Origin of the sequence: Antarcticimicrobium luteum (assembly GCF_004358185.1) — a bacterium.
Classification (GTDB): Bacteria; Pseudomonadota; Alphaproteobacteria; order Rhodobacterales; family Rhodobacteraceae; genus Antarcticimicrobium; species Antarcticimicrobium luteum.
In genome coordinates this window covers 134,818-148,978 of record NZ_SMUV01000072.1, presented here as the reverse complement: position 1 = coordinate 148,978, position 14,161 = coordinate 134,818, and the positions used below count along the sequence as shown (strand labels likewise).

Here is a 14,161-nt window from a genome sequence, read left to right as displayed (position 1 = left end):
GATAGATGTATGGCTGGCAATAGCGGTGGCCCCTGGGGCGGCGGCGGGTCGTCCGGGGGCGGAGGCAACCGGGGCGAAAATGGAAGCGGCGGAAACGGCGGCGGTAACGGCGGCGGAAACGGTGGCGGCGGTCGCCGTCCCGAAGACGGCGGTCCGCAGATCCCCGAGATCGACGAGTTGATGCGCAAGGGTCAGGAACAGCTGCGCGTCCTGATGGGCGGGCGCGGCGGCAAGGGCGGCGGCACAGGCCGCGGTTCGGGCGGCGGCGGCGGCCCGCTGTTCACCAAGGGCACCATCGGGCTGGGCGTTGTCGCCGCGGCCGTGCTCTGGGGGATGGCAAGCTTCTATACCGTCAAGCCCGAAGAGCAGTCGGTGGAACTGTTTCTGGGCAAATTCTCGGGCATCGGCCAGCCGGGCCTGAACTTTGCTCCCTGGCCGCTGGTTTCTGCCGAGGTGATCCCGGTCACCACCGAACAGCGCGAGGACATTGGCGTTGGCCGCGGTCAGGATGCCGGTCTGATGCTGACCGGCGACGAGAACGTGGTCGACATTGATTTCCAGGTGGTCTGGAACATCAGCGATCCGGCGAAATTCCTGTTCAACCTGCGCGATGCGCGCCCCACGATCCGGGCGGTTTCGGAATCGGCGATGCGCGAGATCATCGCGCAATCCGACCTGGCGCCGATCCTGAACCGGGACCGCGGTGTGATCGCCGACCGTCTGCTCGATCTGATCCAGTTCACGCTGGACAGCTATGACAGTGGCGTCAACATCGTGCGGGTCAACTTCGACAAGGCAGATCCGCCGCAGCAGGTGATCGACGCCTTCCGCGAGGTGCAGGCCGCCGAGCAGGAACGCGACCGGCTGCAGAACGTCGCCGACGCCTATGCCAACCGTGTACTGGCCGAGGCGCGCGGTGAAGCCGCCCAGGTCCTGGAAGAGGCCGAAGGCTATCGCGCCCGCGTCGTCAACGAGGCGGAAGGCGAGGCCAGCCGCTTCTCGGCGGTGCTGGAGGAATATTCCAAGGCCCCTGAGGTGACCCGCAAGCGGCTCTACCTCGAGACCATGGAAGAGGTGCTGGGCGGGATCGACAAGATCATCCTGGACGAAAGTGTCGGCGGGTCCGGTCAGGGCGTGGTGCCCTATCTGCCGCTGAATGAACTGCGCCGCTCCGGCGATGGGGAGAACAAGTGATGCGGAAATCGACCTTCATCCTGCCCGTCATCGTGGTTCTGGTGGCGGTGATCATGTCCTCGGTCTTTATCGTGGACGAACGTGAAAAGGCGCTGGTGCTGCAATTCGGCCGTGTCGTCGCGATCAAGGAGGATCCGGGGCTGGCGTTCAAGATCCCGCTGATCCAGCAGGTCGTGAAATACGACGACCGGATTCTCAGCCGCGACGTGCAGCCGCTGGAAGTGACGCCGCTGGACGATCGGCGCCTCGTCGTCGACGCCTTCGCGCGCTATCGTATTGTCGATGTGAACCGCTTCCGTCAGGCCGTTGGTGCCGGCGGCATCGCCGCAGCGGAAACCCGGCTCGATTCGATCCTGCGCTCGCAAACCCGCGAGGTGCTGGGCTCGGTCAGCTCGAACGACATCCTCAGCTCGGACCGGGCCGCGCTGATGCTGCGCATCCGTGACGGCGCCATCGGCGAGGCGCGGGGGCTCGGGGTCGACATCATCGACGTGCGGCTGAAGTCCACCGACCTGCCGTCGCAGAACCTTTCGGCGACCTTCGACCGGATGCGCGCCGAGCGCGAGCGCGAGGCCACCGACGAGCGGGCCCGCGGCAACGAGGCGGCGCAGCGCGTGCGTGCCCAGGCCGACCGGACCGTGGTCGAACTGGTCTCGGACGCCAAGCGCGAGGCCGAGATCACCCGCGGTGAGGCCGACGCCAAGCGGAACGCCATCTTTGCCCAGGCGTTCGGACGCGACCCGGAGTTCTTCGAGTTCTATCGCTCTCTCACCGCCTACAGCCGGGCGCTGAAAGGGACGAATTCGACAATGGTGATGTCGCCTGACTCGGAATTCTTCAACTATCTCAAGTCCGCAGAAGGCGCGGGCAAGAGTGCGCTCTCGTCGCAACCCGCGCAACGCACCCAGAGGGAGCAGCCGGGGACGTCGGAGTGATCGCAACCGTCGTTCTGGCCCTCGGGCTGGTATTGATCGTGGAGGGGCTGGCCTGGGTGCTGGCCCCTTCGCTTGTGGAGCAGCTGCTGGAGCGCCTGCGCGCGCTGCCGGTCCCGGCCCGTCGCCTGATCGGTGCGCTGGCACTGGTCGCCGGGCTGATCCTGTTGTGGACCGCGCAACAGCTTGGGGCGGGCTAGGGGGGGGGGCGCAGCGGGTAAGGATCCCGGGCACCCGGACGCGGTCCCGCCGCCCGTTATGCGCGGCCCGCCGCCGGTTTCGCGCCGGACGGAGGAAAAAACCGATCACGCGCCTTTCACAACAGTTTGATTGCATGCAACACTCGTTGCGGGTCCGGGATCAGCGCTTACATATCGCACCGGAACGCACGCCTCGAAAAACCGCATTGGGCGCGGGTTTCGAACTCAACCAGGCATCTGCAAGGAGGCAACCAGTGCAGCCAAAGGCAATCACACATCCGAACGGGCAGGCCGGCCCGGTCACCCGTATGCGGCTGATCGGACTGACCGTTTTGACAATGATCCTTGTGCTGGCGCAGGTCGCGCTCGCCCAGGCCAAGCCGGAAAGCCTCGCGCCTCTGGCGGAAAAGATCAGCCCGGCGGTGGTCAACATCACCACCACCACGCTCGTCGAGGGCCGCACCGGTCCGCAGGGCATCGTCCCCGAGGGCTCGCCCTTCGAGGATTTCTTCAAGGAGTTCCAGGACCGCAACAAGGATCAGGACCGGCCGCGGCGTTCGTCGGCGCTTGGATCCGGCTTTGTCATTTCCGAGGACGGCTATGTGGTCACCAACAACCACGTGATCGATGGCGCCGACCAGATCCAGATCGAGTTCTTCGACGGCGAGGAGATGGAAGCCGAGGTGGTCGGCACGGATCCCAACACCGATATCGCACTGCTCAAGGTCAAGGCGGACAAACCACTCGCCTTCGTGCCCTTCGGCGACAGCGACATCGCCCGCGTCGGCGACTGGGTGATGGCCATGGGCAACCCGCTGGGTCAGGGCTTCTCGGCCTCGGTCGGTATCGTCTCGGCCCGCAACCGGGCGCTCAGCGGCACCTATGACGATTACATCCAGACCGACGCGGCGATCAACCGGGGCAACTCGGGCGGGCCGCTCTTTAACATGGACGGCGAGGTGATCGGCGTGAACACCGCGATCCTGTCGCCCAACGGTGGCTCGATCGGCATCGGTTTCTCGATGGCCTCCAACGTGGTCAGCAAGGTGGTCGATCAGCTGCGCGAATATGGCGAGACCCGCCGCGGCTGGCTGGGCGTGCGCATCCAGGACGTGACCGACGACGTCGCCGAGGCGATCGGTCTGGCCAAGGCCGAGGGCGCGCTGATCACCGATGTGCCGGAGGGCCCCGCCAAGGAGGCCGGGCTGCTCTCGGGCGATGTGATCGTCAGCTTTGACGGCAAGGACGTGAAGGACACCCGGGCGCTGGTCAAGCAGGTCGGCAACACAACCGTCGGCAAGGCTGTGCGCGTGGTGGTGTTCCGCGAGGGCGCCACCAAGACGGTGCTGGTGACCCTGGGCCGCCGCGAAGAGGCCGAGCGCGCCGTACCCGCCGCGATGAATGGCGACGAGGCCCCGGCGCCGAGCAAGACCGAGGTGCTGGGCCTGACCCTGACGCCCCCCACCGCGGATATGCGCAAGGAGCTGAGCATTCCCGACAGCATGGACGGTCTTGTCGTGGTCGACGTGGACGAGACCAGCGAAGCCTTTGAGAAGGGGCTGCGCGCGGGCGATCTGATCACCGAGGCCGGCCAGCAGAAGGTTGCCTCGGTCGCCGATCTGGAGGGCCGCATTGCCGAGGCCAAGGACGCCGGGCGCAAGTCGCTGCTGCTGCTGATCCGCCGTGGTGGCGATCCGCGGTTCGTGGCCCTGGGGCTGGAGGGTTGAACCCACAGCGCTGACCGACATGGGGAAAGGCCGGGCCGCGCGCCCGGCCTTTTTCGTTGTGCCGGGGGCCGCGCGCCCGACCGGCTCCAGGACCGGTCCCAGGACCGGCGGCCGGCGCGGCTGTGTGCATGGGGCGGGGCCGGTTTTCAGCCGCGATCCCTTGGTCCCCTGCATGGGCGTATCCAGGCAGGGACCGACCCGGATGCGGGCCGTCTGGCGGCCCCCGGACCAGAGGAAGGGCGTCAAGCCGGTTGCCAAAACGCCGTTTAGGGGAAACACTGGGGTCAGGGTTCGCTCCCTGGGGATCTCCGCTTTGAAGCGTAACCCCTTGAAAGGTAATGAAATGGTCAATGATTATTTGAGAACCGAGCGTATTCCCAAGAGCTATGCGGCGACCGATGTGCTGAAAACCTTTGGCTGGCCGAAACCAAGCCATCAGAAAATCGTCCAGAAAAGTTATAACGCGAAATTTCGAAAAACCGCGCCCACGGCCGACACGGTTCTGACCGCGCCCGCGGATTTCAGCTTTCCGCGCATGAACCCCAAGCAGTTCGCCGACTTCAAGAAAAAGCTGGGCGAACTCAAAGGCGTATACGACGAATTGACCCGTTTTCGTGAAGGTTGCGAGGCTGAACTCAAACGTCACACGACCAGCATCAAAAAGGTCGAGGATGCCTACAAACGCTACAACAAGCACCTGGCGAACGCGAACAAGCTGGCAAAGCGCTGCGTTGACGATCTGAAGGCCTGCGGCATCCAGAGCCCGACGTTGCTGTTTTCCGAACGGCAGGCGGATTTCTGGCTCGATCAGGTCAAGATCCTTAAGAAAACCCAGAAGGACGATCTGATGACCGAAGGCGGGCGCGAAACCCTTCAGCATCAGATCAAGGATCTGAAAAAGGGCCAGGCAGAGGTGATGAAGGATATTCTGACCCAGATGGCCCGCATCGCGGGCGCCTCGGTGGTCATGCCCTGACGTCTGCAGGCGCGGGTCCGACGGGCGGATTTCGGTAATAAAAAACGAGCCATGTGTTGGGGGCACATGGCTCGTACTCGACCGGCCGATACAGCACCGAATGGGGAGCGGACCGCAGTTTGGCGGGCACCGAAAGGCTGAACTTTGGGGGGACAGAACCTCCCGGTCGGTATACCCCGCCACACAATAGGATCGCCCATCGCCGCCCCGGCGTCTGTAAGGTAGATCACAGATATGCCATTTAAAATCCGGCGATCTGTCCACCGTGGCGATCAGATCGCTTCGAGGTCCGCCAGCGCCTGCAATGCGATGCGATCGTGTATCTTCACCCCGCCGCGCCCGGTCTCGATCACACCGGCCTCGCGCCAGTTCGACAGGGTCTTTGACACTGCCTCGCGGGTGGCGCCGACGAATTCGGCCAGTTCCGCCTGCGAAAGTCCCACCGCCCCGCCTTCGGCGCCGCCGGTCACCTCGCCCAGGTGCAGCAGACGTCGTGCCAGCCGGGTGGAGAGCGGAAGGAACACCTGTTCGTTCAGCAGCCGGCCCATCCAGCGCATCCGCTGGCCCGCCAGCCGGATCAGGTCATCGGCCAGATCGGGAGAGTGGTGGATCTTGTTCAGAACATCCGCATGACGCACCCGCAGCAGCCGGGCGGGCGTCAGCGCTGTGACCGTCGCGGTATGCGGGCCGGGATCGAACAGGGTGATCTCGCCAAAGACCGCGCCCGGACCCATCAGGTCCAGCGACAGCTTGCGCCCGTTGGCGGCGATCACCGAGAATTCCAGTTGCCCCTCCAGAATGGCGAACAGGGAATCCCCCTGGGCCTCCTGCTCGAACAGCACCTGGCCTGCCGACAGTCTGACCGGCACCGCCTGCGCGGCCAGCATCCGTTTCAGGCTGTCGGATGCGGCGGAGAGAAAGCTGCTGTCAGGAAGGGGCAGGGCCATGTGCAAGCTCCCGTCGGAATCGAGGACTCAAGGTTATCAAACACCATATCTGGGTGCACATGGGCCGCCTAGAGATCGCTCTCGCCGGGGTCGATCATGTATTTCTGCAACCCCATCACCTGCCACCACAGGAACAGGAACAGCACGATCGGAAAGCCGAAGGTCTCGATCTTGACCCACAGATCGGTGGACAGGGTGCGCCAGACCAACTCGTTCGCGCCCGCCAGCACGGCAAACCCGAGGCAGAGCCGCCGGGTCAGGATCATCCAGCCCACCTCTTTCATCGGCAGCATGTCGGCCATCACGAAGGCCAGATAGGACCGTCCCTGCAAAAGGCCCAGACCGAGCAGGCCGGAGAACACGCCATAGACGATGGTGGTCTTCATCTTGAAGAACCGCTCGTCGTTGAACCAGGCGGTCAGCCCGCCGAAGAAGATCACCATGAAGGCGGTGAAGATCTGCAGCCGGCTGAGCTGCCCGGTCAGGCGCCACAGGATCGCCATAGCGCCCAGCATCAGCGGCACGAACAGAACCGTGGCGACGATGAAGCCGGAGTATTCGGTGCCGGCAAACTCGAACGTCTGCTCGCGCAGTTTCAGGTAGATCACGAAAAAGACCACTGGCGGGCCCAGTTCCAGCACCTGCCGCAGGATCGGGTTCACTTCTTTTTTCTGGGTCATGGTCCTCTGCCCGCTACCTTGCCTGGCCGCCGCCTCAGCCGCCCATCTCAACTATCACCGCGCCCAGCGCGATCAACCCCATAAGGGCGATCCGTCGCGGCCCCACGGTCTCTTTCAGCACCAGCCAGCCGATCAGCGCGGCGAACACGGTCGAGGTTTCGCGCAGCACGGCGGCCTCGCCCACCTTGTCCAGACGGGTCGCCAGCATGATCGAGCCAAAGCTCAGGAACGCCACCAGCCCGCCGGAAACCCCGCGTAGCATCAGCGGCCCGGCGGCAGGGCGGTGGGTCATGCTGCGCAGCCGCAGCCCCGCCAGCACCGGGAAGGCGATGCCGTCGATCATGAAGAACCAGGCGAGAAAGGTGAACGGGTCGGCGGCGGCGCGGATGCCGTAGGCGTCATAGGTGGTGTAGCAGGCAACCAGGAGCCCGGTCGCCACCGCCAGGCCCAGCGCCGTTACCAGCGTGTCGCGCGCGGCGGTGAGGTAGATCAGATTGTACAAGGCGAGGCCGAAAATCCCCGACAGCAGCACCCCGACGCCCAGCCACTGCACCGGCGTGAACACCTCGGAAAAGATCAGCCAGGCGCCGATCACCGCGAACAGCGGTCCGGTGCCGCGCACCACCGGATAGACCACGGTATAGGCTCCCTTGGTATAGGCCTGCGCCTGCAACAGTTTGTAGGCGGTATGAATCACCCAGGCCCCGGCAAAGATCGGCCACATCTGCGCGCCCGGCCAGGGCACCACAAACAGCGCGAAGGGCGCCGCCATCAGCCCATAGGCCCCGTCGATGGCGCCGCGGCTGAGCCAGGGGTCGTGCCGCCCCTTTTGCAGCGCGCCGAACACCGCGTGCAGGAAGGCCGCGAGAATGGCCAGCGCCAGGGCGAGCTGATGCCCGGCCTCGGTGCCCTCCAGAGAGATCAGCCAGGCGCTCAAGGCGTTCCGATCCGGCGGGCGCTCGGGAACGCCGTATTCTTGAAGAGAACAAGCAGGGGGGATGCGCCCGGATATTCGGCGCCGCGCCGGGGGGCGGCATGGGCGGCGGGCAAGGGGGTCAATCCTCCAGCCCGGTCAGGGCGGCGGCGAATTCTGCGGGGTCGAAGGGGGCCAGATCGTCGATCTGTTCGCCGACGCCGATGGCGTGGATCGGTAGCCCGAACTTATCGGCCAGCGCGACCAGAACGCCGCCCTTGGCGGTGCCGTCGAGCTTGGTCATCACCAGGCCGGTGACGTCGGAGATCTTCTTGAAGATATCCACCTGGCTCAGCGCGTTCTGGCCGGTGGTGGCGTCGAGCACCAGCAGCGTGTTGTGCGGCGCGGTCGGATCCTTCTTGCGGATGACGCGGACGATCTTGGCCAGTTCCTCCATCAGGTCGGCGCGGTTCTGCAGCCGGCCGGCGGTGTCGATCATCAGCAGGTCGGCGCCGTCCTCCTGTGCCTTGGTCATGGCGTCGAAGGCGAGGCTGGCGGGGTCCGAGCCCTCGGGCGCGGTCAGCACCGGCACACCGGCGCGGTCGCCCCAGACCTGAAGCTGTTCGACGGCCGCGGCGCGAAAGGTGTCGCCTGCGGCGATCACCACGGATTTTCCGGCCGCCTTGAACTGGCTGGCGAGCTTGCCGATGGTGGTGGTCTTGCCCGAGCCGTTGACGCCGACCACCAGCACCACCTGCGGCCGTTTGGGATAGAGCGGCATCGGCCGGGCGACGGGTTCCATGATGCGGGCGATCTCACCGGCGAGCAGGCGCTTGATCTCTTCGGTAGAGACCTTCTTGCCATAGCGCCCCTCGGCGAGGTTGGCGGTGACGCGAAGCGCCGTGTCCACCCCCATGTCGGAGGCGATGAGCAGCTCTTCGAGCTGCTCCAGCATGTCGTCGTCGAGCACCCGCCGGACGACGGTGCGCTGGGCCTTGCGGCCCAGCAGGCGGCCCAGAAGGCCGGGATTGTCGTCGGGGATCTCCATCGGCATGTCGATGCCGGGGATCTCGACCGGGGGCGCGCCTGGGCCGGGGTCTTGCGGCATCGGCTGGCCCGGATCCGGTGTGCCGGGCAGTTCCGGCGCCGGTTGCGGCGCGGGGCCCGGTTCGGGCTCCGGTCGCGGCTCGGGCGTGGCCGGCACCGGCTCCGGCTCGGGGGACGGTTCCGGCGCGGGCTCGGGCACCTGTTCCGGCTCCGGCGCGGGCGCCGGTTCGGGTTCAGGGGCGGGCTCGGCCGGGGCCGGTGGCACCTCTTGCGGCTGCGGTTTGGTTTCGGGCTGGTCCGCAGCCAGCTCTTCGACCTCGCCGCCCTTCTCGACGATGGCATCGAGCCCTTGTTCGAGCTTGGAGGACGACCGGAACAGCCGCTGTTTGAGTTTCGAGAATAACGCCATGGCAAACTCCGCGTGATACCCTTTCCACCTAATGCGGATCGCGGCCACTTGCAAAGGGCGCGCGGTCAGGTGCCCCGGTTCCAGTTGTGGGTCAGGCGATGGGTTCAGGGGGCGGGCAGGGCGAAGGCCGCCAGAAACCCCGCCTGCGCGCCCCAGTAGAGCGGCCAGACCGCATAGGGCGCGAGCCTGAGCAGCCTGTGGCCGGGGCGGGCCAGGAACACCTCCCATGCGAGGATCAGATCCGAGGCGATGAAGGCCATCGCGGCGGGTAGCGCCAGCGCCAGCGCCCCCGCGGGCGGCAGGGTCAGCGCGCAGGCCCCCATGCCGAGGATGATCGGGATATAGACCAGCACCGGCAGCCGCAGCGCGCCGGCGCGCGGGGCGATCCGCGCCGCCATCGCCGCGCCCAGCAGGCCGAATCCCGCCAGCGCGGCAAGCCGCCAGCCCGAGGTCAATTGCCCGGGATCGGCCCCCTCGCGCGTCAGGAAGAGGGCGATATAGGCCAGATGCCCCGCCGCGAAGGCGCCGACGCCGGCCATGAAGGCGCGCTCGCTTGGGCGCGACAGGAGCCAGTCGCCAAGCGCGCAGAGTGCCAGCGCCAGGATCAGCAGCGCCGGGGCCTGCGCCATCGCCGCCGCGGCGGCCAGCAGCAGTACGGCGGCGGTCTTGACCGCGCTGCGCAGCAGGCCCGGATTGCGCGCCACCAGCGGCAGATAGCCCAGGGCACAGACGAATGCGCAGGCAAGCGCGGCAAGCGTAAGGGCGGTCATGCGGATCCTCCGGTTGGCGGCCGGGTCAGCATTGCCGATTTGATAGCCGGGCGCCAGCGGCGGAAGTTGGCCCTGCCGCCCGCCCGGGCGGCGGTCCAGGAAAGGCCCCTATGCTCCGTTTCGTCATTGCCAGCCTGACGCCCGTGGCGCTGATCGCGGCGGCCTGCCTTGCGGGCGGCATCTGGCCGGCGCTGGCGCTGCTTTACATGACAGTCTTCGTGGCGCTGGCCGACCTGTTCGGACCGGAGGCGTTGCCGGAGATCGAGGCGAGGGAGGCTGCGGCCAACCGCCTCTCGGTCGCGCTGGGGATCGCGCATCTTGCGCTGTTGCCGCTGGGGGTCTGGGCGATTGCCGACGGTCCGGTTCTGAGCCCTGCCGGGCGCATCCTGACCGGGCTGGCGCTGGGGCTGTTCCTGGGGCAGGTGTCGCATCCCAACGCGCATGAGCTGATCCATCGCTCGGCCCGGGGGCTGCGGCGGCTCGGCGTGGCCGTCTATGTTACGCTGCTGTTCGGTCATCACGCTTCGGCCCATCCCAAGGAGCACCATGTGCATGTGGCGACCGACCGCGATCCCAATTCGGCGCGGCTGGGCGAGGGGGTCTATCGGTTTTTCCTGCGCGCCTGGATCGGCTCGTTCCGCGCCGGTCTGCGGGCCGGCGGGCTCGGCCCTGCCGTCCGCGTCGACGGCACGCGCCGCAGTGGTATTCCTCGTCGCTGATGCTGAACGCGCCGCGCCATTCGGACCACCATCAGAATCCGGCCCGCGCCTTACCCGCGCTGCGGCTGGACGGCCGGATGCCGGTGCTGCCGCGGTCGATGCCGGTGATGGCGGTGATCGCGCTGATCCCGCCGCTGTGGCGCCGGATCATGGACCGGCGCGCGCGGGGCTGGGCGGCGCGGTCTTCCGGCAAACCGCCGCCTGCGCCCTGATGCGCGATTGGCAAGCGGGCAGGCGATCTGCGACACTTGCCGAATGCGCCTGCACCATCTGATTCCCGCCCTGCTGCTGGCCGGGCTGCCCGCCTTGGCCCAGACCGCCGCCCCGCCACTGTCGGCCGAGGCCTTTGACGCCTATACCAGGGGCAAGACCCTGTTCTATGGCCGTGGCGGCGCCGCCTACGGCGTGGAGCGGTATCTCGACAATCGCCGGGTGATCTGGTCCTTTCTGGACGGCGACTGCAAGAAGGGCGTCTGGTACGAGGATGCGGGCCAGATCTGCTTTCTCTACGAGGACCGGCTCGATCCGCAGTGCTGGACCTTTAGCCAGGGGCCGAACGGGCTGGTGGCGCGATTCGAGGACGATCCGGACGCCACCGAGCTTTACGAGGCCGAGGACATCGGCGAAGAGATGCTCTGTTACGGACCCGACGTGGGGGTCTGACTAACGTGGTTGAGGGGGCGCTGCCCCCGTCGCCTGCGGCGCCTCCCCCGGGGATATTCGCGGCCGGCAATAGCCGCCGGTCAGAACAACGAGCCCTGATCCGGCGGGGAGGACGGTTTCGTCCGCTTGCGCGGCGCCGCGGGCGCGGGTGCGGGCGGAACGGGCGGGGTTATTGCGCCGGTCGGAGTGACCGCAAGGCGGCCATCGGCGAACTGGATTTCGAGATGCGGCTCGCGCCCTGCGGCGTCGCGGCGGGTGATCACGTGTTCGCCCGCGCGGACCACCGCATAGCCGCGCTCGAGGGTGGCCTCGTACCCCAGCGAAGACAGCAGCCGGTCGGTCGCGTCGAGTTGACGGCGCATGCGGTCGAGCCGTTGCCGATGGGCCGTCTCCAGCCGGCCCGAAAGCGTCGTGATCCGCTCTCGCCGCCGTGCGATCTCGCGGGAGATCGGGGCGAGGGTAAGCCGCGCGGCGTTCAGCCGGTCGCGCCGCCGGGCCAGCAGCCCGCGCAACGCCGAGGGGCGCAGGCCACCAGCCACCTCGGACAAGGTCATGCGCCGCCGCTGCACGCCGCCGGACAGGGCCCGTGGCAGTCTCTCGGCGATCCAGTCCAGCCGCTGCCGCGGCCCGTCGAGCAGCGCCTCGCCGCGCGGCAGGGCGCGGGAGAGATCGCCGATCCGCTGACGGCGTTGGGCGAGGCCGGTGGTGGCGGCCCGCGACAGCCGCGCGCCCATGCCGTCGGCCCAGGCCATCAGCTCCAGCCGCACCGGCACCGCGAGCTCTGCCGCCGCCGTGGGGGTCGGCGCCCGCCGGTCCGAGACGAAGTCGATCAGCGTGGTGTCGGTCTCATGCCCCACGGCCGAGATCAGCGGGATGTCGGAGGCGGCGGCGGCGCGGGCCACAATCTCTTCGTTAAAGCCCCACAGATCTTCGACCGAGCCGCCGCCGCGCGCCACGATGATCAGGTCGGGCCGGGGCAGCGCGCCGCCGGGCTGCAGCCGGTTGAAGCCTTCGATCGCGCGGGCCACCTCGGCGGCGCAGCTCTGACCCTGCACAGCGACCGGCCAGATCAGCACCTTGCGCGGAAACCGGTCGTGGAGGCGGTGCAGGATGTCGCGGATCACCGCGCCCGAGGGCGAGGTGACGACGCCGATGATCCGCGGCAGGTAGGGCAGCGGTTTCTTGCGCGCAGGATCGAACAGTCCTTCGGCGGCCAGCTGTTTCTTGCGCTTTTCCAGCAGCGCCATCAGCGCGCCCTGGCCGGCGACCGCCACCTCGTCGACGTTGAGATTGTATTTCGACTGACCGCCGAAGGCGGTCAGGCGGCCGGTGACGACAACCTCCAGCCCCTCTTCGGGCACCACGCTGAGGCTGGCGACCTGTCCCTTCCAGGTGGTGCAGGCCAGCACGCTGCGGTCGTCCTTGACGTCGAAATAGAGATGCCCCGAACGCGCGCGGAACACCCGGCCCACCTCGCCGCGGACGCGGACGCGGCCAAAACTGCCCTCCAGCGTGCGTTTGATCTCGCCCGAGATCTCCGAGACGGTGTATTCGGGCATGTTCTGCCCCGGGGTCGGATCGTCGATCAGGTCGGACATCTCGCGTGCCTTGCCTTTCCTTTGGACTCTGCCTGCTTGTTCTGCTGCGCCGCCCAGCTTAGAACGCCGCGCAGGCAAGGCCAAGCAGATCGGAGAATTGAGCCCCATGAACATCCTCATCCTCGGCGGCGGCGGGCGGGAACATGCGCTGGCATGGGCTGTGATGCAGAACCCCAAATGCGACAAGCTGATCGTGGCGCCGGGAAATGCCGGCATCGCCCAGATCGCCGATTGCGCCGCGCTGGAGATCGAGAACGGCGCGGCGGTGGTCGCCTTTGCCGAAGAGAACGCCATCGACTTTGTCATCGTCGGCCCCGAGGCGCCGCTGGCCGCCGGTGTCGCCGACCGCCTGCGCGAGGCCGGGCTGCTGGTCTTCGGGCCCAACCGCGCGGCGGCGCGGCTGGAGGCGTCGAAAAGCTTTACCAAGGAAATCTGCGATGCGGCCCATGCGCCCACCGCAGGCTATGGCCATTTCACCGATGCCGGGGCGGCCAAGGACTATGTCCGCGCTCAGGGCGCGCCCATCGTGGTCAAGGCCGACGGGCTGGCCGCCGGCAAGGGGGTGATCGTGGCGATGACCGAGGCGGAGGCGCTCGAAGCCATCGACGACATGTTCGGCGGCGAATTCGGCGAAGCCGGGGCCGAGGTGGTGGTCGAGGAGTTCATGGAGGGCGAAGAGGCCAGCTTCTTCGTCCTATGCGACGGCGAGACCGTGCTGCCGATCGGCACCGCGCAGGACCACAAGCGGGTGGGCGAGGGCGACACCGGCCCCAATACCGGCGGCATGGGCGCCTATTCGCCGGCACCGGTGATGACCGACGCGGTGACGCAAAAGGCGCTGGACGAGATCGTGAAACCCACCATGGCAGAGATGGCCCGGCGCGGTGCGCCCTATCAGGGTGTGCTCTACGTCGGGTTGATGATCAAGGACGGCCAGCCGCGGCTGGTGGAATACAACGTCCGCTTTGGCGATCCCGAATGCCAGGTGCTGATGATGCGGCTGGGGGCGCAGGCGATGGACCTGATGCACGCCGCCGCCGAGGGGCGTCTGGCCGGGACGCGGGTGAGCTGGGGCGACGATCACGCCATGACCGTGGTGCTGGCCGCCAGCGGCTATCCCGGCACCTATGAAAAGGGGACCGAGATCCGCGGCCTCGACAAGCTGCCCGAGACCAGTTTCGAGATGTGCTTTCACGCCGGCACGGTGGCCCGTGAGGGCAAGATCCTTGCCAATGGCGGCCGCGTTCTGAACGCCACCGCGCGCGGTGCGACCCTGGCCGAGGCGCGCGCGCGCGCCTATGCCATGGCCGAGGCGATCGACTGGCCCGAGGGGTTCTATCGCCGCGATATCGGCTGGCGCGCGCTGGGCGACGGCTGAGCCGCGGC

At 67.4% G+C, this 14,161-nt stretch carries 15 protein-coding genes; 9 read left to right on the top strand and 6 right to left on the bottom strand.

Annotated elements, in window-relative coordinates; genetic code table 11:
- Positions 1 to 9 precede the first annotated feature (9 nt).
- The 5 genes from hflK (at position 10) to E1832_RS17795 (ending at position 5,029) form a co-directional block, all read left to right on the top strand.
- Positions 10 to 1,194 (top strand): FtsH protease activity modulator HflK, encoded by a 1,185-nt coding sequence (hflK, locus tag E1832_RS17815; RefSeq protein ID WP_133361119.1) that lies wholly within the window; start codon positions 10 to 12, stop codon positions 1,192 to 1,194.
- Positions 1,194 to 2,129: a protease modulator HflC gene (hflC, locus tag E1832_RS17810; protein WP_133361118.1), complete on the top strand. Its 936-nt coding sequence runs from the start codon at positions 1,194 to 1,196 to the stop codon at positions 2,127 to 2,129. The genes hflK and hflC overlap by 1 nt, the downstream gene beginning before the upstream one ends.
- Positions 2,129 to 2,326 carry a DUF2065 domain-containing protein gene (locus tag E1832_RS17805; RefSeq protein WP_133361249.1) on the top strand — a complete coding sequence of 66 codons (198 nt, stop codon included), beginning with the start codon at positions 2,129 to 2,131 and terminating at the stop codon, positions 2,324 to 2,326. The genes hflC and E1832_RS17805 overlap by 1 nt, the downstream gene beginning before the upstream one ends.
- Before the next feature lie 308 nt (positions 2,327 to 2,634).
- Positions 2,635 to 4,053, top strand: coding sequence for a DegQ family serine endoprotease (locus E1832_RS17800; protein ID WP_133361248.1), 1,419 nt, complete (start codon positions 2,635 to 2,637; stop codon positions 4,051 to 4,053).
- The gene (locus E1832_RS17795; RefSeq protein WP_133361117.1) at positions 4,010 to 5,029 is read left to right on the top strand and encodes a hypothetical protein; all 1,020 of its coding nucleotides are present in this window, start codon (positions 4,010 to 4,012) and stop codon (positions 5,027 to 5,029) included. Before E1832_RS17800 ends, E1832_RS17795 begins: the two co-directional genes overlap by 44 nt.
- Before the next feature lie 272 nt (positions 5,030 to 5,301).
- Here E1832_RS17795 and E1832_RS17790 read toward each other — a convergent pair whose 3' ends face one another.
- From E1832_RS17790 to E1832_RS17770, 5 genes are all read right to left on the bottom strand, one after another.
- Positions 5,302 to 5,976: a Crp/Fnr family transcriptional regulator gene (locus E1832_RS17790; protein ID WP_133361116.1), complete on the bottom strand. Its 675-nt coding sequence runs from the start codon at positions 5,974 to 5,976 to the stop codon at positions 5,302 to 5,304.
- Between the two features lie 68 nt (positions 5,977 to 6,044).
- Positions 6,045 to 6,656, bottom strand: coding sequence for an inner membrane-spanning protein YciB (locus tag E1832_RS17785; protein WP_133361115.1), 612 nt, complete (start codon positions 6,654 to 6,656; stop codon positions 6,045 to 6,047).
- 34 nt (positions 6,657 to 6,690) lie between these two features.
- The gene (locus E1832_RS17780) at positions 6,691 to 7,593 is read right to left on the bottom strand and encodes an EamA family transporter (protein WP_133361114.1); all 903 of its coding nucleotides are present in this window, start codon (positions 7,591 to 7,593) and stop codon (positions 6,691 to 6,693) included.
- Positions 7,594 to 7,711: 118 nt separating this feature from the next.
- Complete coding sequence (ftsY, locus tag E1832_RS17775; protein WP_133361113.1) at positions 7,712 to 9,025, bottom strand: signal recognition particle-docking protein FtsY; 1,314 nt, start codon at positions 9,023 to 9,025, stop codon at positions 7,712 to 7,714.
- Positions 9,026 to 9,129: 104 nt separating this feature from the next.
- A complete protein-coding gene (locus E1832_RS17770; protein WP_133361112.1) occupies positions 9,130 to 9,795 on the bottom strand; it encodes a lysoplasmalogenase in 666 nt (221 codons plus the stop codon).
- 110 nt (positions 9,796 to 9,905) lie between these two features.
- Here E1832_RS17770 and E1832_RS17765 point away from each other — a divergent pair, with 110 nt between their 5' ends.
- Genes E1832_RS17765 through E1832_RS17760 form a run of 3 tightly spaced genes read left to right on the top strand, consistent with a single transcriptional unit; the run spans position 9,906 to position 11,177 of the window.
- Positions 9,906 to 10,514 (top strand): fatty acid desaturase, encoded by a 609-nt coding sequence (locus tag E1832_RS17765; RefSeq protein ID WP_342635570.1) that lies wholly within the window; start codon positions 9,906 to 9,908, stop codon positions 10,512 to 10,514.
- Positions 10,514 to 10,726, top strand: a complete 213-nt coding sequence (locus tag E1832_RS23210) for a hypothetical protein (protein WP_342635569.1) — start codon at positions 10,514 to 10,516, stop codon at positions 10,724 to 10,726. The genes E1832_RS17765 and E1832_RS23210 overlap by 1 nt, the downstream gene beginning before the upstream one ends.
- A gap of 43 nt (positions 10,727 to 10,769) precedes the next feature.
- Positions 10,770 to 11,177, top strand: coding sequence for a hypothetical protein (locus E1832_RS17760; protein WP_245514035.1), 408 nt, complete (start codon positions 10,770 to 10,772; stop codon positions 11,175 to 11,177).
- 80 nt (positions 11,178 to 11,257) lie between these two features.
- Here the strand turns inward: E1832_RS17760 and xseA are convergent, their stop codons facing one another.
- A complete protein-coding gene (gene xseA, locus E1832_RS17755; protein ID WP_133361111.1) occupies positions 11,258 to 12,775 on the bottom strand; it encodes an exodeoxyribonuclease VII large subunit in 1,518 nt (505 codons plus the stop codon).
- 106 nt (positions 12,776 to 12,881) lie between these two features.
- On the opposite strand from xseA, the gene purD reads away from it, so the two are divergent.
- Entirely contained in the window at positions 12,882 to 14,153 is a 1,272-nt protein-coding gene (gene purD, locus E1832_RS17750) for a phosphoribosylamine--glycine ligase (RefSeq protein ID WP_133361110.1), read from the top strand.
- The last annotated feature ends 8 nt before the right edge of the window (positions 14,154 to 14,161 follow it).